We start from the raw sequence: 19,403 nt of genomic DNA, 5'->3' as shown, positions 1-19,403 counted from the left end.
TGTTCGGCATCTTGTACTACCGGTTACAAGTATTTAGGAGCTACTCTTCTAGCCTCTTTCCAGTAACGTCAACTCTATCTCCTCTTTGGATTTCCCCTCCTGACGCATTTGCTGAATAAGATTGCTTGTTGCCTGACGATAAGCCGCCTGTTCCTGGTCAAGGATAAAGCGTTGGTCTTTGTGTAAAACCTGGCGAATCGTGCCTTCACTGTGCGTACGTATTGACTGCTTCTTTTCCAGATACAGGCGATAGTTGGATTCACGCAAGACTTCTATCTCTTGTAGATTGCGTTCCCGGCGCTCTTCAATCACATACATCTGAGCAACCTGCTCCGCACTTAAGTTGTAACGGGTAGTCTGTTCTTGAACTGCTTGTTCTACGGTGGCAGAGCGTTCTTGGGCACTAACAATTCCTCCTATCAACAGGAAAAAAAGCAACATCTTAATTTTCATAGTTTATCAAACTTTTCTGTAGAATACTAATGGTGGCTAAAGTACGACAATTGTAGGGAACAATGTTTAATTGTTCTGCATATTTGCAGTTGATAAGCAATAATTCCGACAATGATCATTATTCAAGATAAAATCGTCAGTGACGAACTAGTAGAAGAGCAATTTCTCTGTAATCTGGAAGCATGTAAAGGTGCTTGCTGCTGGGAGGGTGATGCTGGTGCTCCGCTCGAAGAAGAGGAACTGGCCATACTGGAAGACATCTACCCTAAGGTAAGCCCTTACCTCAGTCCTGCCGGGCGAGCAGCAATTGCCCAGCAGGGGCTCTACCTGGTTGATGAAGAAGATGGTGAATATCGTACGCCACTCATCGACAACGCCCCCTGTGCTTACATGACCCTCGACCATTCAGGGAAAGCACAATGTGGTATCGAACAAGCCTGGCAGGCTGGTGACATTGCGTTTCGTAAACCCATCTCCTGCCACCTCTACCCCATTCGGATCACAAAAAATCTGTCGACCAACTTCGAAGCACTCAACTACGACCGCTGGGATATCTGTACCGCTGCTTGCGCCAAGGGGAAAGCGGCTCAACTTCCGGTCTATCGTTTTGCAAAAGATGCACTCATTCGCAAGTACGGCAACGACTTTTATGATGAGCTCGACCAGTATGCCAATCACTATTTTACCGAAAACGAATAAAAAACTACCGCTTCCTTGCAAATAATGCACATTTTGTCTAATTTTGCTACCGCACAGCAACATTAGCTCCCCCCTTCCCGCTATAGCGGTAAAATTGATCTAATGCTACTATAGCTTTAAAGACCTAATTGTTTACGCTCTTTTCAGACGAGCGTTTCAACATAAAGATTCGCGAAATCCCCTTTTGAAGTTGGATTTTTATTAGCAGCCATGGTATAACCTACTATGGCTGTTTTCGTTTATTCAGGTGAAGGAATCCGTAAAAAAACTTACTTTTCAGTCTATTTGGATTCAACCACCTTGAAACTTGAGCGAACAGGATCAGCAATGGCGGCTGCTATGCGGCGGAGACCAACAAGCATTGGGTTACTTTTTCAAACACTACTATCGTGATTTGTACCAGTATGCTTTTGCTATGCTCAATGATCACGCTTCAGCGCAAGACCAACTTCAGCTATGTTTTCTTAAACTCTGGGAAAAGCGAGCGACACTACCGCTTTCCGTCAAGGTAAAACCCTATCTTTTTCAGACTTTACGCTACATCGTTATTGATCACTTGAGGCAGCGTAAAACCTACGTTCAAAAACTAAGTAACTTCAAAACCATTGCCTCCTTTGCTCCTGAGGAGCGAGCAGAAGAAACAAAAACACAGTTGGAACAACAGCTACAAGTGGCTATGCAACAACTAAGCCCCGTTCAGAAAGAGATTCTCTATCTCCGCTTCTATAATAAGGTAAGCTACACTGAAATTGCTGAAATAATGGGCATGAAACACCAATCGGTTCGCAATTCCGCACATCGAGCCTTAAAGAAATTACGAGGCCAACTCCTCCCTGCAAAGCAGTAATTCTCAAATAATTTAAAAAAAATCAACCTGCGCTGAGTACAAAACAAGTGATTGCCCGTCATTGGTTATGTAAAGTGCCTGGTAGAAACTTGAACCAGGACACCTCAGCAGCAAATAACATCCCCAAAGGGAGTAAAAGTTATGCTAAGACCGGAAGACTTATTGGTAGATGATCGTTTTGTAGCGTGGAGCATGTCAGAAGGCAAGCTACACAAAGCCTATTGGGAGGAGTGGCTGGCAGCAGCGGAAGAGCACCAGGAAATTGCTCATCAAGCTCAGCTAATGCTCCATCAGTTGCGATTTCAAGACCATGCACCGGAAATCAGTGCAGAAGCTGCCTGGCAACAACTACTAGCACAACTTACCCTGGAAAAACCGACACCTCGGTATTCCTTGCCCAGGTATTGGCAGGCTGTAGCAGCTGTTTTCCTTATCGGACTGGTTACCTGGCTATTATGGCCTGGGGGTACTTCCGACTTTCGTACTGATTTTGCGGAACAGCAACAACTGACACTACCAGATGGTACCATCGTTGACCTAGGTGCCAATTCTCACCTTTGGTGGGAGGAAGCATGGGCCGCCTCTGGCACTCGGGAAGTACACCTCGAAGGAGAAGCTTACTTTGCGGTCACCGCCGCCAGCACCCAGGCCGGAATGCCCTTCGTCGTAAAAGCCAACACGCTCGACATAAAAGTTCTGGGCACGGAATTCAATGTTGTAAATCGCTCAAATCGACGTCAGGTGACCCTCGTTGAAGGAAGTGTCTCTATTGAAGATCAAGGGCAATCTCCTGAGCTACTTCGCCCAGCGCAGCAATATCGCTGGCAAACCGACCAGGCGCCACAAATCATTGAAGTAGCTACCGAAACTTTTACCGATTGGCGCAACAACCGCTGGCATTTCGACCAGATGCCCTTGTCGGAAATAGCTATACGTATTGAAGAACACTACGGCAAAAACGTCATTATCGCAAATGATGAATTGCAACAACATAGTTTAAGTGGAACAGCACCAGCAAAAAATCTTGACATGCTGATCAGTGCTATTTCCGTGTCCTTAGGCATAAATGCCCAGGTAGACGGAGAACGAGTAATATTCTCCACTAAACAACCTCAATAAACCTAAGCAAGCTTCGTGAGTGCTGTTGTCCAGGGAGACACCATCTAAAAGAGCTTCTCCCCTTCTTACCAACAGCTCTGAAAGCAACGGAAACAATAATTGCGCAACAGTTTAAGCACTGTTTTGGGCCAATGGCGATGTGCCATGGAGAAAAGACCTATACCTATAATTAAAATTTGCCAGCAATGATGGCTCGAAAGGTTACAAGGCTACGGTGGATAAAAGTTGGCTTCTTGCTACTCAGCTTGGGCAATACGATACTCCTTTGTGCTCAAAACAGTGAGCCCACCATACTGTCATTAACGGAAGGCTTGGAGCTGTTGGAAGAAAAGTTTGATTGTTCTTTCCTTTACGAAACACAGCTTGTAAGAGGACAGTATTTTGATCCTGCCTGGCCGAACACCTACAAGGAACTGGAAGATATTCTCTATCGCATTAGTGAAGAAACCTCTCTTGTTTTTACACAAATTGACGAAGGATTCTGGGCCATTCAAGTAAGCCATCCTTATGGTCAAATTCGTGGATATGTTTACAATGACGACGGCGAACCATTAATTGGAGCTTCTGTCTTTCACACCAACAGTCAGCGCGGTGCCTCTACTGATCTGAGTGGTTATTTTGAGTTTTGGATTCCTGCCGGGCAAACCCAGCTCAGCATCAGTTACATTGGCTATCAGGCGGTAGATACCCTGATTTGGTTGCCTTTTGGCCAAAAACAACAAATTTCGATCACCTTAAAAAGCAGTGTAAACCTTACGGAGGTCATTGTCCTTGGAGATGCCCCTTACTCACTGGCTTACCTCTCTCCCAATACCGATGCGGAACAGCTAGGTCAGGAGGAAATGAGAAATCTTCCCCTAAGCGATTTGGGCCAGTTGCTACAATACGCGGCCCCTTCGTTCCACTCCGCTTACCAAACCCTTAGTGATGGTACCGATCATATTGATCCGGCTACGCTGCGAGGCCTCGGTTCAGATCAATTGGTGGTGCTGATCAATGGCCAACGGCGGCACAGTTCCGCCCTCGTCAATGTTAACAACACCATTGGCCGGGGCAGTGTAGCGACGGATCTCAATACCATTCCTTTGGCAGCGATTGAACGTGTAGAAATCTTACCCGATGGCGCTACCGCTCAGTACGGCTCCGATGCCATCGCCGGGGTGATCAATATTGTCTTAAAAGACAGTATTGCGCCTTCTGCTATTCAATACATGAATGGCATCACCACTGCCGGCGATGGCTTCCAGACGGGCATCAATGGCCACTGGAAACTCCGGCAAACACCGCAGGGCTACTTCCATCTGAATTGGCGTATCGATACCCGAAGTTCGGTCAACCGTTCTGGCAACTACAATGGTACTATTTTTGGCGACAGCCGCGATCAACGTCCGGATTCCGTAGCGGCTTTCTTTGCCCAGACCGGATTTTCAGGGCAACGGGTCATGGAAGTAGGCAGTGCAGCTATCCGCAATTATGGTTGCTTTGTTCACCAGGAAAGAAAAATCGGACGCCGGGGGCAATTTTATCAATTTGGTGGTGCCAATTTCCGTACCGGAGCTGCTCGTGGGTTTTATCGTTTCCCTTATCAGCAGCACAAACAATCGGGCTTGTACCCTTGGGGGTTCTCACCAGAAATCCATCCGCGGATTCTTGATGCATCCTGGCTCAGTGGCTTGCGGAAAAATTTTGGCCTTTGGCAATTAGACCTCAACCAAAACATTGGTCTCAACAACGTCTCCTTTCTCATCAAGAACTCCAACAACGCTTCCTTGGGCTTACAATCGCCTACAAGCGCGAGGGCTGGGAGCCTGTTGTATAGTCAGTTGATTACCAAATGTGACGCCAGTCGTACCAGCACCGACAAGCAGTCTGCCTGGCAACTAGGCATCCAGTGGCGCAATGAATTTTTCCGCCAAGCTGCGGGAGACGAGTGGAGCTGGAAAAATTACAACACCAATGCTGATGACCAACAAGAAGGAGGCATCCAGGTGTTTCCCGGCTACCGACCGGAGCATACTGCACGGGTCTGGCGCACATCGTGGTCGGCTTACGTGCTCTTTCATCAATACCTCAACCCTCACTGGCATTATGCACTGGCACTACGGGGCGAATCCTGGACAGATAACAGTAGCTTCCTGACGGGAAAAGCAGCATTTACTTATCAGTCTGACCAAGGTTTAAAAATTCGGGCGGCGATGAATACAGGTTTGCGCCCTCCTTCACTGGGGCAAGCTTATTTCAGTAGCCAGAGTTTGCAATTCGTTCCTCAGGAAGACAAACTGGTGGGTGCAGAAATTGCCCAACTTAACAGCAACCATCCTGTGACCCAGGCACTGGTAGGTGGCCCCTTGCGTGCGGAACGTTCGTATAATTCTTCTTTACAAATTTCCTGGCCTTTTCACAAACAGGGTATGGTAAGCCTGACGGGCTATCGCGTTGATATTCAAAATCGAATTGTGCTGGGTAGTCAACTGACGGCACAAGACCATCCGATTTTAGCCACCATGCTCGAAGCCAATAGCCTCGATCGTGTACAGTTTTTTTCTAACGCCATTGCTACCATGACTTATGGTTTGGATTTAGGGCTTGTACACCGCTGGCCCTGGAAAAAGGGTACGCTAAAATTCCGCCTCGCTACTAGCCTGAATCGTACTCGCTTGACCAAAATTGAGTTGCCTCGGGGCTTAATGGGGCTAGAAACCGTACTCTTTAATCGGGAAGATCGTGCTCGGCTTGAACATGGCCAACCAGACAGTAAAATCATTGCCCAAGTCAATTGGCATATCAAAAAATGGCAGTTTAGTCTACAAAACACCCGATTCGGTGAGGTCACCTATCATCATCCAAATGATGGCTCACCAGATCAATGGGTGATTGACCATAATGCCCAACAGTTGGCCAGCCGTGATCAAACTTTCCATGCTAAATGGATCACAGATCTATCAATGCGTTGGCAAGCACGGCCAAATCTTAGCTGTGGATTTCACGCCCGCAACATTTTCAACATTTACCCCGACCGCCATCAGCATAGTGCCAATACCAACAACGGTGTTTTTCAGTATAGCCGCTACGTCCAGCAATTTGGCGTATGGGGTACCCATTGTCTTTTGAGTTGCCAGCTGAGCTGGTGACATTAGCATAAGAGTTTTATCATTCACTAAATCAATTAGTTATGAAATCGTTTTATCTACTTCTTTTACTTATGGCTTTTTCGGTCATAGGTTTCGCCCAACAGGGCACTATCAGCGGTACGATTGTTGATGGAGATGAACCTTTGTATGGTGTTTCTGTCGGAGTTGATGGTACCCTGAAAGGCGCCGTGACGGACCTTGACGGTAAGTACAGTATTAAGATCGACCCTGGCACTTACAAGGTGGTAGCGAGCTACGTGGGCTATTCTACGCAAACCAGGCAAGTGACGGTTGCTGCTGGAGGTACAGCCACCGCAGACTTCAACCTTGCGGGCGGTGTCCTTATCGACGAAGTAGTCGTAACGGGTACCCGGGCGTCCAACCGTACCAATCTTGAATCAGCGGTACCGGTAGACGTGATCAATGTCAGCGAGCTGGCTTCCAAAGCACCGCAAGTAAGCATCAACCAGTTGCTGAGCCAGACGGCGCCTTCCTTCTCCTCTAACACTCAAACCATTTCTGATGGTACCGACCACATCGACCCCGCCTCTTTGCGTGGCTTAGGGCCCGACCAGGTTTTGGTATTGGTGAATGGTAAAAGACGCCACACCACATCTCTGGTAAATGTTAACGGTACTTTTGGTCGTGGTAATGTAGGAACTGACTTGAACGCCATCCCTGCTTCTGCCATTGAGAAGATTGAAATTCTACGTGATGGTGCGGCAGCACAATACGGTACAGATGCCATTGCGGGTGTCATCAACGTAAAATTACGTGAGGATGTGAATCAACTGGCGCTTAGCCTTACGACTGGCGCTAACTTTTCTGACGGTATCGGGCCTTTTGGTGGCGAAACCAAAAGTGCTGACGGTGAGGTAATCAACCTCGGAATGAACTACGGTTTGCCTTTGGGTACAGAAGGTGGTTTTATCAACTTCAGTGGTGAATTCAACTACCGGGGCAAAACCAGTAGAATGCAGGAATTTACCGGTCAAATCTTTAATGCTTACAATGGTGTTGAACGGGTAGCAGCAGCCGATGGTGCAGATATCAGCAACCTGACGCTGGAACAAATTCAGACCTACGCTCAAGATGTAAGCTACCTTGACGGGGAAACCCTTCAGGCACTAAACGACCTTACCGACATCAGTGGCTTGGCCGGTGTGCTAGATTTTGACGCAAGCACCCAGGAGCTGGCAGCCAGAGGTCAGGACCGTACAGACTATAACATGCTCGTAGGCCAATCTGAAGTACGCGGAGGCAATTTCTTTGCAAATATGGAGCTTCCTCTTGGCGAAAACGCCGAGCTATATAGCTTTGCCGGCGTTGGTTACCGCCGCGGTTGTTCGGGCTGTTTTTTCCGTCTTCCTGCGCAAGATCGTACATCAACCTCCATTTATCCTGACGGTACTGTACCAAAGATCAACTCTAATATCGTTGATCGTAGTTTCGGTGTAGGTCTGCGGGGAATGATCGGCGATTGGCATACTGATTTTAGCACCGTTTATGGTTATAATGAATTTCTTTACAATATAACCGACACCCACAATGCTACGCTAGGAAGTAGTTCACCAACGGAGTTCGACGCGGGTGGTCATAGCTTTACCCAGTCTACTTCCAACTTTGACCTTTCGCAGTATTTTGACGGGGTTGCGGGCAAAGGCGTGAACGTCGCATTTGGAGGCGAATACCGCCTGGAGAATTACAATGTAGTGGCGGGATCTGAACTATCTTATGGCAACTACGATCAAAATGGCAACCTGGTAACACCGGCAACGCCAAGTGAATTATTGGTACGTGATTATTTCGGTCGTAACCGTCCTTCTGGTGCCCAGTGTTTTGCGGGCTTCCTGCCTAGCAATGCTGTAGATGCTAACCGTTCGAGTGCAGCACTGTACCTGGACACAGAATTTGATCTGAGCGAAGCCTTTCTCTTGGGTGGTGCTGTACGTTTTGAAAACTACTCAGACTTTGGTTCTACCTTCAATTACAAATTGACGGGGCGCTACAAGGTCAGCGACAATTTTGCTATTCGTGCTGGTACGAGTACTGGCTTCCGGGCACCTTCTTTACACCAGATTCACTTCAGCCGTACGTCTACTATTTTCAATTTGGTTGACGGTGTATCTGTTCCTCAGGAAGTAGGTATTTTTGCCAATACTTCCCGCGCAGCCAAGCTGTTGGGAATTCCTGAACTGAAGGAAGAAACCTCTCAGAGTGTCAGTCTTGGTTTTACCGCTAAGATACCAGCAGCCAGCCTTCGCCTTACGATTGATGCCTACCAAGTAGGGATTGATGACAGAGTAATCCTGACGGGCCAGTTTGGCCCTGGTGGGGATGCAGAGCTTCAGTCTATCTTCAATCAGGCTGGTGCTACCCAAGCGGCTTTCTTTGCCAATGCAATCAATACCACTTCAAGGGGTATTGACATTGTTATTTCTCATTCGGCCAGCCTTGGTACTGGAGGTAAAACACTACGTAGTGATCTTGCCGCGACCTTTTCCAAAACAACCTGGAACCAGGATGAAGGGATTAATGCATCAGACTTGTTGAGAGAGAAAGGATTGGTTGATACGTACTTTGACCAAACCAGTCGCATTTACCTGGAGCAGGCTGTTCCCAGAGCAAAAGTCACCCTGGGTAATACCCTGACGATGAACAAATTGACGATATACCTGCGCAACACTTACTTCGGCGAAACGACCGAAGCAACCAATGCGAACATCTTTGATATGGATCTCAACCAGATCGACAAGAGCATTGACCCTTACAACGCTGGTAAGGTAATCACTGACTTGTCCTTAGGTTTTGAAGTAGCGAGTAATTTGAACCTAACGGTTGGTGCCAATAACCTGTTGGATGTATATCCAGATGAGGCAGACCCTAGTTTCCAATCAGATGGACGCTTTGTGTATTCACGTCGTTCACCTCAGTTTAGCTTTGGTGGCCGCTTCTTGTTTGCACGTGTTGCTTTTACCTTAAAGTAACTTGAGATTGAGGGGGGGGGTAGAAACCTGATCACCAGGCAATTACTACTCCCCAACCTCACCGTACTTGGTATTAGGTACTTGGATTAAAAAGATGTTCTATCTAAGTACCTAGTACTAAGTAATACAGTAAGGAGAATAGGTAGAGGTGCTAAAACAAGCGTCTCTTGTTTTTAGCTAATCAGTGTTTCGCGCGCAACGCGCATGGGGATACCGATACACTTCTTCTCCATATAAGAGAGGACCTCGTCGAGTAGAGCCCGAGAGTTATCGTCCATCTTTTCGATATCTTCTCTGAAAATCTCATTAACGGCCTTAGCTCGCACCGCTTTGATTGCGGTAGGAACTTCGCGCATTGCTATTTCCAACTGACGCTGCTGCAGGTTGAGCGGAAAAGCTTCGATATGCTGCTGCAAACGTTGCTCAGCAGTGGCCAGCTCTTTTTCCCGGAAGGAACGATTCTCATCGGCCAACTGCCGTAAGCCTTCAATCTCGATGTAAATACTATTAGGATAGGTGCGGAAGATTTCCGGGTCGGTATTGTGGGGAATAGCCAAATCAACGATGACTTTACCTGCGGCATCTTCTCCGTTGAGGAGGCTGGTGTAGATAACGTTATTGAGGATGGGTTCTTTAGCTCCGGTACAAACCACCAGGCAATCAAAACCCTCACGATAGTCGATCAATTCTGTCAGTGCGAAAGCTTCTCCGCCAAATTTAACGGCTAACTTTTGGGCTTTTTCTACACTACGGTTAAAAACCACGACATTTTTAAAATCGTGCTTGAGCAAAAACTTACTGACCAAGGTGTTGGTCTGCCCGGCACCAATGACCACTACGCGGGAATCTTTGGTGAGGTGAGAACTTAGCATCTTGCGTACTGCCAGTGAAGCTATAGAGACAGGTTTTTCTCCGATCCTGGTATTTGCGTAGACATCTTTTGATGCTGCTACCATCCGCTGGAAAAGTAGACGCAAATAATCGCCAATATGGCCACGGCCTTGGGCTTGGTCAAAAGCCTCCCGGAGCTGACCTAAAATCTGGCGCTCCCCGACAACTAAAGAATCAATAGAACAGCCAACTTGCTTAAAGTGTTCCACAGCCGGCATCCCTTCCATGGCTTGTACATTCTCCTTGATGTCGGCGATGGAGAGATCGGGATTTACCGTAAGGAAAAAGCTTTGAACAAAATCTTCATTGAGGGGCTTTCCGGTAACAAACAAAAACAATACCCGGTTGCAGGTAGCGACGTAGAGTAACTCTTCTAGTTGGTGCTGCTGTTTCAAGCCCTCCAACAGGCGACCTGTTACCTCTTGGTTATCAGAGGGTAACGAAAAATCACCAATACGACTAAGGTTCGTATGGCGATGAGTTACTGTAAGAATTTTGTATTGTAGTAGCATAAAAAGGGCCTTCAACGACTCGTGCAAAGTTAGAAAAGCAGGCAAGAATACGTGTCACGCATTTGTAACAAAAGTGCCAAATTGTAATGATCTTTACGGCCCCTGCCCGGTAACAAAAATCATTTATGAATATTATCTATTTACATGGTTTCAACAGCGACGGCGAAGGCTGGAAATCGGCAGCACTTCGGCGGCATTTTCCCAAAGCGCAAGTTCAGGCGCCTGATCTTCCTGCCGATCCACAAGCCGTGAAGAAGATTGTTGAAAACTGCATCAACCATTGTGCCACCCCACCACTTTTAGTAGGAAGTTCACTGGGTGGGTTTTACGCTTACTATCACAGCTCACTTCACCATTTACGCGCCATGCTTTTCAACCCCTCTCTATCTCCTCACCTCACGCTTGATGACCGGGGAATTGGCGTGTTTAAAACCTGGACACAGGGGCGACCTTATCATTTCAAAAGAGAATACCTCCCTGTACTTGAACAAATGAAGGCGGATGCTTCTCGCCAACAAGATCAAAAACTGCTGTATTTCTTTCTCGCTACTGACGACGAAGTGCTTAACCATCAATCACTTCCTGCACAATTTCCTGAAGCCCACGTACAATGGTTCCCCCAAGCCGGACATGGATTCAGTAAATTTGAAAAGGTTTTGAAGCTAATGAAAAAGGAATTTTAACAAGTAAGGCCTACTTTTATTTGCTTTTCGTTATTTTCGCCAAACTATTATTCCAACTTTTCCGGTAGTCGTATGTTTCTTTCTAAATTCTAAACAGTGAACATGGAGCCCACTAGATTATTTGACTTTATTCAATACCAAAAAGAACATTTTCCACAAGCACAAGCGATTGGTGGTTGTGATGCCGACGGCAAATGGGTTTATTACAGCACCGATGAAGTCATAGAAAAGGCCAACCAGGTGAGTCGTGGTTTACTTGCTCTAGGGGTCCAGCCTGGTGATAAAATCGCCTTGGTTGTCTACAAAAACCGCCCGGAATGGACCATCATGGACCTTGGTTTGCAACAGATTGGCGCCATCAATGTACCCGTTTACCCAACGATCAGCCCTGAAGAATACGAATATATCTTCAACGATGCGGGGGTGAAACTTTGCTTTGCCGGAATAGGTGATCTTTACGATAAGGTCAATGCTGCCAAAGCTAATGTGCCTACACTGGAAAATATTTACACCCTGGATCGGCAAGAAGGGCGCCCTTATTGGGAGGACATCTTCCAAGCAGAGGGACAGGAAGAAGTAGAACAGCGAAAAGCGGCGATCCAACCTGCCGAAATGGCTACCATCATCTACACCAGTGGCACGACTGGCAATCCCAAGGGGGTAATGCTTTCGCACAACAACATTGTCAGCAATGTCAAAGCAGTAAAAGCTTATTTACCGATCAAAACAGGAGAGATTGCGCTGAGTTTCCTACCGCTGTGCCATATTTTTGAGCGGACAGCCGCTTACTCTTTTATCTACAATGGTATTAACATTGTCTTCACGGGCACCGATAACCTGGGAGGGGAAACCGGGGATTTACAAGCGATCAAGCCTCACTTTTTTACGACGGTCCCTCGCTTGCTGGAAAAAGTGTACGAGAAAATTTACAATAAAGGTCTGGAACTTACCGGGCTTAAAAATAGCCTATTCTTTTGGGCGCTTGGCCTGACGGACAGCTACGATTACGATAAAAAATTCAGTGGACTGACAGCCATCCAATGGGGAATTGCGGATAAACTGATCTTCAGCAAATGGCGTGAAGCATTGGGTGGGCGCGTAAAAGGTATCCTAACGGGTGCAGCCCCCTGCCCAGTAAAAATCATGCGGGTATTTTCAGCGGCCGGCATCCCCATACGGGAAGCTTATGGCCTCACTGAGACGTCTCCTGGCCTGACCTTTAACCGCTACGAGCCCCACGGCGCTTACATGGGAACGGTCGGGATGCCATTTCCAGATGTAGAAATCCGCATCGACACAGCCGGAGATTATCGCGAAGGCGAAGGCGAAATTTTGGCAAAAGGCCCCAATATCATGATGGGCTATTACAATAAGCCCGAAGAAACCGCAAACGTAATTGAAGAAATCGACGGAGAACGATGGTTCCGAACTGGTGATGTAGGTACTTGGGTCACCAATGCCAAAGGCAGTAAGTTTGTAAAAATAACGGACCGCAAAAAAGAACTCCTCAAAACATCCGGAGGAAAATACGTAGCTCCGGCACCGATCGAAAGCCTTTGTAAAGAAGATTTCCTCATCGAACAAATCATGGTGGTAGGTGATAAACGCAAATTTGTTTCTGCCCTAATTGTACCTTCACCAGAAGCTTTAGAAAATTACTGTAAAGGTGCTGGCATTAAATGGACCAACCTTCGGGATGCCGTACAGAACGACCGTGTCATTGCTCATTATCAGCAAATTATCGATGGTCTGAATCCACGGTTCAGCAAGATTGAACAGATCAAGAAGTTTACCTTGCTGCCTACCACCTGGGATGCCACGAAAGAAGATGGTTCTGATGCGGAATTAACGCCCACTATGAAACTTAAGAGACGGGTGATCCTCGAAAAATTCGCCAAGGAAATTGAGTTGATGTACGAGGGGTAAAACCACTTTGGGTCAAACAAATGGGGTCATTGCTGCAAATTGCAACAATGACCCCATTTTTATGCCTGACAAGTAGCAGGCTTTTGGAGCTTAAACTACTGAGGTAGGAACTTAAAGTTGTAGTTGTAAACGCTTACCACAAGAATGATAAAAAGCAAAAATGCGATAAACATGAACAAAAAGAAATAGCCCTTACTCCCTACGTTTTTTATTTCGTCAGACATGGTCGATCTGTTTAGTGGTTAACTTTAGATGGTGCAAAGATCACAAAAAATCTGATTTTTTAGCAATTTTTGCGATTGAAGTCAATCGAAAACCTAAAACATCAACCTCGTCCTTAGACATCTTCTACTGTCGGGGGTGGAGGAGGAACCGGTGTTACTCCCGTCGTGTTTGCATTATCGACAACACCTACCCAATCCTGTGCTTCTGTTTCATCCGCATCGCTGGGGCGTGGTCCGATCAGTTTCTCCAAATCGCTTTTCAGGAGTACTTCTTTATCGAGCAACTCGTGTGCGAGCAATTCCAGTTTCTCACGGTGTTCACGCAACAAATCCTGAGCACGTTCGTACTGGGAATCCAGCAGCTTGCGCACTTCGTCATCAATGAGGGTAGCCGTATCATCGCTGTAAGGGCGCTGGTAGGTATCTTTAGACATCCCATAAAAGCTCACCTGCCCAACTTTAGCATTCATCCCATAGATGGTGGTCATATCGTAGGCCATCTTGGTCACCTTATCCAGGTCATTCTGAGCACCGGTGCTGATTTTACCAAACACTACTTCTTCGGCAGCACGGCCACCAAAAGTCATACACATCTGATCGAGCATTTGCTCAGTGCGGGTGATGTAGCGTTCTTTAGGCAGGTACTGGGCATAACCCAAAGCCGCTACGCCACGAGGCACAATGGTCACTTTTACCAAGGGCATGGCGTGGGGCAAGTACCAACCACAAAGGGCGTGTCCTGCTTCGTGGTAAGCGATGATTTTTTTCTCATCAGGCGGAATGAGCTTGTTCTTCTTCTCCAAGCCTCCGATCACCTTATCCAGCGCATAGTTGAAGTCTTCCAACTCAATCGCCACCTTCTCGTGCCGAGCGGCAATCAAGGCAGCTTCGTTACAAACGTTGGCGATTTCAGCACCCGCAAAACCAGGCGTCATTTCAGCAAGTACGGCGGGGTTGACCTCTGGAGCCGTTTTAATGGTCTTGAGGTGTACCTTAAAGATCGCTTCCCGACCTTTAATATCCGGGCGATCAATACCGATTTGACGATCAAAGCGACCTGGACGCAGCAAAGCAGAGTCGAGTACATCAGGGCGGTTGGTAGCTGCCATTAGGATAACTCCTTTATCGGTACTAAAACCATCCATCTCTACCAGCAACTGGTTGAGCGTATTTTCGCGTTCGTCGTTTCCTCCTTGCATACCTCCGCGTCCGCGGGCACGACCGATGGCATCAATCTCATCGATAAAGACGATACAGGGTGCTTTTTCACGGGCTTGCTTGAACAAATCACGCACCCTGGAAGCACCTACCCCTACAAACATTTCTACGAAGTCCGATCCGGAAATCGAGAAGAAAGGTACGGCAGCTTCCCCGGCAACAGCTTTAGCCAAGAGTGTTTTACCTGTTCCCGGAGGGCCTACGAGTAGTACCCCTTTAGGGATTTTACCTCCTAATACAGTATACTTTTTAGGATTTTTCAAGAAATCAACGATTTCCATCACCTCCTCCTTCGCCTCGTCCAAGCCGGCAACATCCGCAAAAGTGATGTTGACCTTGCTGTTTTGGTCAAACAGGGTAGCTTTTGATTTTCCGATATTGAAAATCTGAGAACCAGGACCGGCTCCGCCTCCACCTACCCGGCGCATAATGAAGATCCAGATGGCAACGATCACTACGATGGGCAGCAGCCAACTAAGAATATTGCCGATATAATCTTGTCTGGTTTCAAAAGTCGGGCGAATCCATTCATCGCGGGGAATTCCTTCCGCTTCCTGGATTTCTTTTAGATCATCCGTGAATTGATCGGTAGATCCAATGACCATACGGTATTGAAAACGATCACGGCTGAAGCTGCCTTGCGCAGCGTCTTTATAACGTTCTTCCGTCAGCTTACTCTCCTTGATATAAATTTGAGCTTGCTTAAGGTTGGTTATCACTATCACTTTATCTACGGCCCGATCTGCGATCATCTCTTCCAAACGATCGTATTGGATGGGCTCACGGTTGCCTTCTGACATCGTGTAAAAATTCAACCCCAACAAGAATATCGCAATCACTGCGTATATCCAGTAAGAGCTAAACTTCGGCCCACCTTCATTTGGATTGCCTTTATTTTCCTTTTCCATTCTTGGCAAATAGTTTTCTTTGATTTCCTACTCCTTACTTTAACGCACAAGCAGGAAAATCGTTAACGTCAATCGACAAAAAGAGCTGTAAACCCGTCACAGGGCTTATTTTGGTAGACTTTAAAGCGTCTCGTACTCGGTAAATTGCGCATCGCTCCACAAATCTTCTAGCTCATAATAAGCACGCGTCTCCCGATAAAAGACGTGGATAACCGTATTGAAATAATCGAGACAGACCCAATTACTAGCACCAGCCCCCTCTATATTACTGGGAAAAACGCCCAGCTCATCTTTGAGCCTTTTAGAAATATTATCTGCGATGGCACTAACTTGGGTATTGGAATCTCCTTCACAAATGATAAAAAAGTCAGTAGGAGCATCCCCCACACGGCGCAAATCCAACTTAACGATATGTTTACCTTTGATATCCTGGATAGCGTCGACTACAGTATCATTCAACTCTTCTTGGGTCCAGCGATATTGCTGGTTTAACTGAACGGCTTGACTCAAATTACTGGATAGTTTGTTTATTTTTGTAATGGCACATTACTTTTGTAATTCGACGGAAATAACTGATTCCTGCCTGCTTACCGCAGGTAGACAGGTTTGTTCCGTCACTTTGCAACAATAAAGCTAGCAAAAAAAATCCCTTTAGTTGAAATTCAACACCCTTTTCGTAGGAAATGTTGTCCGTCATTTTACGGAAGTTTCTTCGACCAATGCCTTAGCACTGGAAGAAGTAGCAAAAACCACACCAAGTGAGGGAACTGTCATATCTGCGGACTATCAGACCGCTGGTAGAGGACAGATTGGCAGTAGTTGGTACGCTAGCCCTGGCAAAAACCTCTTATTGAGTGTTATTTTCCAGCCACGTTGGCTGGCTGCGCGGCAGCAATTTTCCCTATCGCAAGCTGTAGCCTTGGCGGTAGCCGATACCATTAGCCATTTTGCGCAAACGCAAGCATTGGTAAAATGGCCCAATGACGTTTATCTAGCTGACAAAAAACTGGCGGGCATCCTCATCCAGAATAGCCTTACCGGCCAATTCTTACAATCAAGCGTGGTGGGTATCGGGCTGAATGTCAACGAAATGGACTTCCCCAAAGCCCTACCTCGGCCAGGTGCTTTACAACAATTCCTAGGCCGGGAGCTGGACCGACAGGAAGTCCAACACTTGCTCTTCCAGCGCTTGGAAGCCCGTTACTTACAACTCAAGCAAAACCCCAAGGTCATTCGTGCCAATTATTTACAAAACCTTTACCGTTATCAGGAGTGTCATTCTTTTCAGGACACTACTTCTGGACAAATTTTCACCGGACACATCATTGGTGTGCAGGAAACAGGTAAATTGGCCATTCAAATGGAGCAAAACCATGTTCAGTATTTTGATCTCAAAGAAGTCGCATTTTTATAAACTACCCTTATGCCTAAAATTACCATACTGACCATTGGTGATGAACTGTTGATTGGTCAGGTTATCGACACGAATTCTGCTTTCATGGCCCAAGCGCTCAACCGTTATGGTATGGAAGTTTTCCGAAAGGTAGCGATTGCTGATACCCTTCCTGAAATCATCGACAATCTTGAACAAGCTCTGAGCTACAGTGATGTTGTACTCATGACCGGAGGACTGGGGCCTACCAAGGATGATGTAACAAAAAAAGCACTTGCTAAATATTTCGGAGTAGACATGGCCTTCAGTGAGGTCACCTGGGAGCGAATTGAATATTTCTTTCAGCGCCTCGGTCGCAGTACAACCCCTGCTCACCGCGAGCAATGCTACATGCCAGAAAACGCTTTGCTGCTCACCAACAAAATGGGCACTGCCCCTGGCATGTGGATGGAGCAAGAGGATAAAATAGTGGTCTCTATGCCAGGTGTTCCCTACGAAATGGAATACCTGCTAACCCATGAGGTCATTCCGCGTTTACGCAAACGGTTCAAGCTACGCCCCATCGCCCACCGTACCCTGCTCACGATTGGGGAAGGGGAATCACGTTTGGCGGAGCAAATTGAAGACCTTGAAGAGCAGTTGCCGCCGCATCTCAGTCTCGCCTACCTACCCAATCTGGGACAAGTGAGACTCCGCCTCACCGGGCGCGCTGACGACAAAGAAACCTTGAAGCACGACCTCAAAGTCTATGGCGACGCGATCAGAGAACGCATCAAGGATTTTGTTTACGCTGAAGGAGCAACAAACATTGAAGCGGAAGTAGGTCGCTTGCTTCTGGAAAAAGGCCTCACCATGGCTACCGCCGAAAGTTGCACCGGGGGCTATGTTGCACATCGGGTAACTGCCATCTCGGGTGCGTCGGCTTATTTTCAGGGAAGTATCGTTGCTTATGACAATAAAGTCAAAGAAAGCCTTTTGGGCGTTAGCCCTACTACCCTGCACAACCACGGCGCGGTGAGTGAACAAACCGTGAGAGAGATGGTCACAGGAGCATTAAAAGCACTAAATGTAGATGTGGCTCTAGCTGTTTCTGGGATCGCCGGACCAACCGGAGGAACTCCTGAAAAGCCCGTGGGCACCATTTGGCTGGCCGTGGGGAACCATGAAAAAACAGAGACCTTCCTGCTTCTCGGTACCAAGGACCGGGAAAAGAACATCCAATACGCTAGTACGCGGGTGCTGGGAATGCTCTGGCACTTTTTGCAAAAGAAGTAGAGAGATGCGGGACGATTGTATCGCCCCTTGAGGTAGAGCGTACAGGGACTTTACTTCACTAATCGTCATTTAATCCATCAGCCTTGTCCTATCTTAAAGGGCGCGAAGCGGCCTGTCCCCCGTACAGACTTTAGCTAGGCCTAAAATCCTCGAACCACTGAAATTTTTCGTGAATTATTGCTTCTTTTTCATTGCGCAAATACTTTAAAAATGCGGCGGCGGCTGGCGAGAATTTCTTGTTCTTCAGCCACACCAGGTTCCAGGAAGTGACCATGGGCAGGCCTTTGAAAGGAATCACGCGAATACTCCCATTGGCGATCTCGTTTTTTATCCCGATGAGTGGAAGGACCGAATAGCCAAGCCCTGCAATCACAGCTTGTTTTACCGCCTCATTGGACGTCAGCTCCATGCGCTTGGTGACTGGCAGTTCATTTTGGGTAAGAAACTGCTCCATCTGCTGGCGGGTAGCCGAACCTTCTTCGCGATAGATGAGCAGTGATGTTTTCAAAACTTCCTTGTCGATCTTTTTGAGGGCTTCTACCCTGCTGGCACCTCCTACCAGGTAGAGTTTATTACTCATCAACTCAATGCTCTCCAGCTCCAAATCCGTAGGCATTACTGAAACCATTGCGAAATCTACCTCGTTGCTGGTTAGATTTTGGATCACACGGGCTTTGTTGGTTACATCCATGACGATGTCAATGCCTTCATTCCTGCCCAGGAATTCTGACAGCAGATAAGGCATCACATACTTGCCCGTACTCACCACAGCTACCTTCAGCTGCCCCGTCAGGAAACCTTTATAAGCCAAGGTTCGATGTTTCAAAGAATAGACTTCGCCCAAAATGCGATCACAAGCCTCGGCTACTTCTTCTCCGAATTCGGTGATATAAATTTGCCGTCCGATGACTTCCGTCAAAGGAATCTCAAATTGATCCTGTAGCTTTTTTAGTTGGATAGATACTGCTGGCTGGGACAGGTGTAGCGTCTTGGAAGCCTTGGTAACACTACGGGTTTTGACAATTTCCCGGAAGATGCGCAGCTGGTGCAAAGTGTAATCCATAAACAATACGGATGATTAAAATTTAAATTATAAATAAAAGTAAATAAACTATTTGACTTTACTTTGCCTTATCA

General features: G+C 47.0%; 14 protein-coding genes. 9 read left to right on the top strand and 5 right to left on the bottom strand.

All coding sequences use genetic code 11. The features are described 5' to 3' along the window. Positions 1 to 48: 48 nt before the first annotated feature. Positions 49 to 453: a hypothetical protein gene (locus tag AB0L18_RS10370; protein WP_367392517.1), complete on the bottom strand. Its 405-nt coding sequence runs from the start codon at positions 451 to 453 to the stop codon at positions 49 to 51. Positions 454 to 564: 111 nt separating this feature from the next. Here AB0L18_RS10370 and AB0L18_RS10365 point away from each other — a divergent pair, with 111 nt between their 5' ends. The 5 genes from AB0L18_RS10365 to AB0L18_RS10345 all read left to right on the top strand — a co-directional run bounded on the left by AB0L18_RS10365 (position 565) and on the right by AB0L18_RS10345 (position 9,236). After that, positions 565 to 1,152 carry a DUF3109 family protein gene (locus tag AB0L18_RS10365; RefSeq protein WP_367392516.1) on the top strand — a complete coding sequence of 196 codons (588 nt, stop codon included), beginning with the start codon at positions 565 to 567 and terminating at the stop codon, positions 1,150 to 1,152. 307 nt (positions 1,153 to 1,459) lie between these two features. Continuing rightward, a complete protein-coding gene (locus AB0L18_RS10360; protein WP_367392515.1) occupies positions 1,460 to 1,999 on the top strand; it encodes an RNA polymerase sigma factor in 540 nt (179 codons plus the stop codon). Between the two features lie 141 nt (positions 2,000 to 2,140). Then, positions 2,141 to 3,118: a FecR family protein gene (locus AB0L18_RS10355; RefSeq protein ID WP_367392514.1), complete on the top strand. Its 978-nt coding sequence runs from the start codon at positions 2,141 to 2,143 to the stop codon at positions 3,116 to 3,118. Positions 3,119 to 3,303: 185 nt separating this feature from the next. Continuing rightward, on the top strand, positions 3,304 to 6,249 hold the full coding sequence (locus AB0L18_RS10350; RefSeq protein ID WP_367392513.1) for a carboxypeptidase-like regulatory domain-containing protein: 2,946 nt from the start codon (positions 3,304 to 3,306) through the stop codon (positions 6,247 to 6,249). A gap of 41 nt (positions 6,250 to 6,290) precedes the next feature. Further along, positions 6,291 to 9,236: a TonB-dependent receptor gene (locus AB0L18_RS10345; RefSeq protein WP_367392512.1), complete on the top strand. Its 2,946-nt coding sequence runs from the start codon at positions 6,291 to 6,293 to the stop codon at positions 9,234 to 9,236. Between the two features lie 173 nt (positions 9,237 to 9,409). Here AB0L18_RS10345 and hemA read toward each other — a convergent pair whose 3' ends face one another. Continuing rightward, the gene (hemA, locus tag AB0L18_RS10340; RefSeq protein WP_367392511.1) at positions 9,410 to 10,639 is read right to left on the bottom strand and encodes a glutamyl-tRNA reductase; all 1,230 of its coding nucleotides are present in this window, start codon (positions 10,637 to 10,639) and stop codon (positions 9,410 to 9,412) included. 125 nt (positions 10,640 to 10,764) lie between these two features. On the opposite strand from hemA, the gene AB0L18_RS10335 reads away from it, so the two are divergent. Both AB0L18_RS10335 and AB0L18_RS10330 read left to right on the top strand, forming a co-directional pair. Beyond that, positions 10,765 to 11,322 (top strand): YqiA/YcfP family alpha/beta fold hydrolase, encoded by a 558-nt coding sequence (locus AB0L18_RS10335; protein WP_367392510.1) that lies wholly within the window; start codon positions 10,765 to 10,767, stop codon positions 11,320 to 11,322. A gap of 102 nt (positions 11,323 to 11,424) precedes the next feature. After that, entirely contained in the window at positions 11,425 to 13,248 is a 1,824-nt protein-coding gene (locus tag AB0L18_RS10330; protein ID WP_367392509.1) for a long-chain fatty acid--CoA ligase, read from the top strand. Positions 13,249 to 13,585: 337 nt separating this feature from the next. On the opposite strand, the gene ftsH is transcribed toward AB0L18_RS10330, so the two are convergent. Further along, positions 13,586 to 15,598 carry an ATP-dependent zinc metalloprotease FtsH gene (gene ftsH / locus AB0L18_RS10325; RefSeq protein ID WP_367392508.1) on the bottom strand — a complete coding sequence of 671 codons (2,013 nt, stop codon included), beginning with the start codon at positions 15,596 to 15,598 and terminating at the stop codon, positions 13,586 to 13,588. Positions 15,599 to 15,718: 120 nt separating this feature from the next. Next, a complete protein-coding gene (gene rsfS / locus AB0L18_RS10320; RefSeq protein WP_367392507.1) occupies positions 15,719 to 16,108 on the bottom strand; it encodes a ribosome silencing factor in 390 nt (129 codons plus the stop codon). Between the two features lie 145 nt (positions 16,109 to 16,253). Between rsfS and AB0L18_RS10315 the strand changes: the two genes are divergently transcribed. Together AB0L18_RS10315 and AB0L18_RS10310 are read left to right on the top strand one after the other, a co-directional pair. Then, positions 16,254 to 17,012, top strand: coding sequence for a biotin--[acetyl-CoA-carboxylase] ligase (locus AB0L18_RS10315; protein ID WP_367392506.1), 759 nt, complete (start codon positions 16,254 to 16,256; stop codon positions 17,010 to 17,012). A gap of 9 nt (positions 17,013 to 17,021) precedes the next feature. Then, positions 17,022 to 18,266 carry a competence/damage-inducible protein A gene (locus AB0L18_RS10310; protein WP_367392505.1) on the top strand — a complete coding sequence of 415 codons (1,245 nt, stop codon included), beginning with the start codon at positions 17,022 to 17,024 and terminating at the stop codon, positions 18,264 to 18,266. Positions 18,267 to 18,396: 130 nt separating this feature from the next. On the opposite strand, the gene AB0L18_RS10305 is transcribed toward AB0L18_RS10310, so the two are convergent. Then, positions 18,397 to 19,329, bottom strand: coding sequence for a LysR family transcriptional regulator (locus tag AB0L18_RS10305; protein WP_367392504.1), 933 nt, complete (start codon positions 19,327 to 19,329; stop codon positions 18,397 to 18,399). Between the last annotated feature and the right edge of the window lie 74 nt (positions 19,330 to 19,403).

Origin of the sequence: Lewinella sp. LCG006 (assembly GCF_040784935.1) — a bacterium.
In the GTDB taxonomy this organism is placed as follows: domain Bacteria; phylum Bacteroidota; class Bacteroidia; order Chitinophagales; family Saprospiraceae; genus Lewinella.
Note: the sequence above shows the minus strand (reverse complement) of the source record. Positions and strands in the feature narration are given on the sequence as shown.

Excerpts from the sequence above, each read along its gene's own strand:
- AB0L18_RS10370 (WP_367392517.1), bottom strand. The coding sequence starts at position 453 with ATGAAAATTAAGATGTTGCTTTTTTTCCTGTTGATAGGAGGAATTGTT.
- AB0L18_RS10365 (WP_367392516.1), top strand. The coding sequence starts at position 565 with ATGATCATTATTCAAGATAAAATCGTCAGTGACGAACTAGTAGAAGAG.
- AB0L18_RS10355 (WP_367392514.1), top strand. The coding sequence starts at position 2,141 with ATGCTAAGACCGGAAGACTTATTGGTAGATGATCGTTTTGTAGCGTGG.
- AB0L18_RS10350 (WP_367392513.1), top strand. The coding sequence starts at position 3,304 with ATGATGGCTCGAAAGGTTACAAGGCTACGGTGGATAAAAGTTGGCTTC.
- AB0L18_RS10345 (WP_367392512.1), top strand. The coding sequence starts at position 6,291 with ATGAAATCGTTTTATCTACTTCTTTTACTTATGGCTTTTTCGGTCATA.
- hemA (WP_367392511.1), bottom strand. The coding sequence starts at position 10,639 with ATGCTACTACAATACAAAATTCTTACAGTAACTCATCGCCATACGAAC.
- AB0L18_RS10335 (WP_367392510.1), top strand. The coding sequence starts at position 10,765 with ATGAATATTATCTATTTACATGGTTTCAACAGCGACGGCGAAGGCTGG.
- AB0L18_RS10330 (WP_367392509.1), top strand. The coding sequence starts at position 11,425 with ATGGAGCCCACTAGATTATTTGACTTTATTCAATACCAAAAAGAACAT.
- ftsH (WP_367392508.1), bottom strand. The coding sequence starts at position 15,598 with ATGGAAAAGGAAAATAAAGGCAATCCAAATGAAGGTGGGCCGAAGTTT.
- AB0L18_RS10310 (WP_367392505.1), top strand. The coding sequence starts at position 17,022 with ATGCCTAAAATTACCATACTGACCATTGGTGATGAACTGTTGATTGGT.
- AB0L18_RS10305 (WP_367392504.1), bottom strand. The coding sequence starts at position 19,329 with ATGGATTACACTTTGCACCAGCTGCGCATCTTCCGGGAAATTGTCAAA.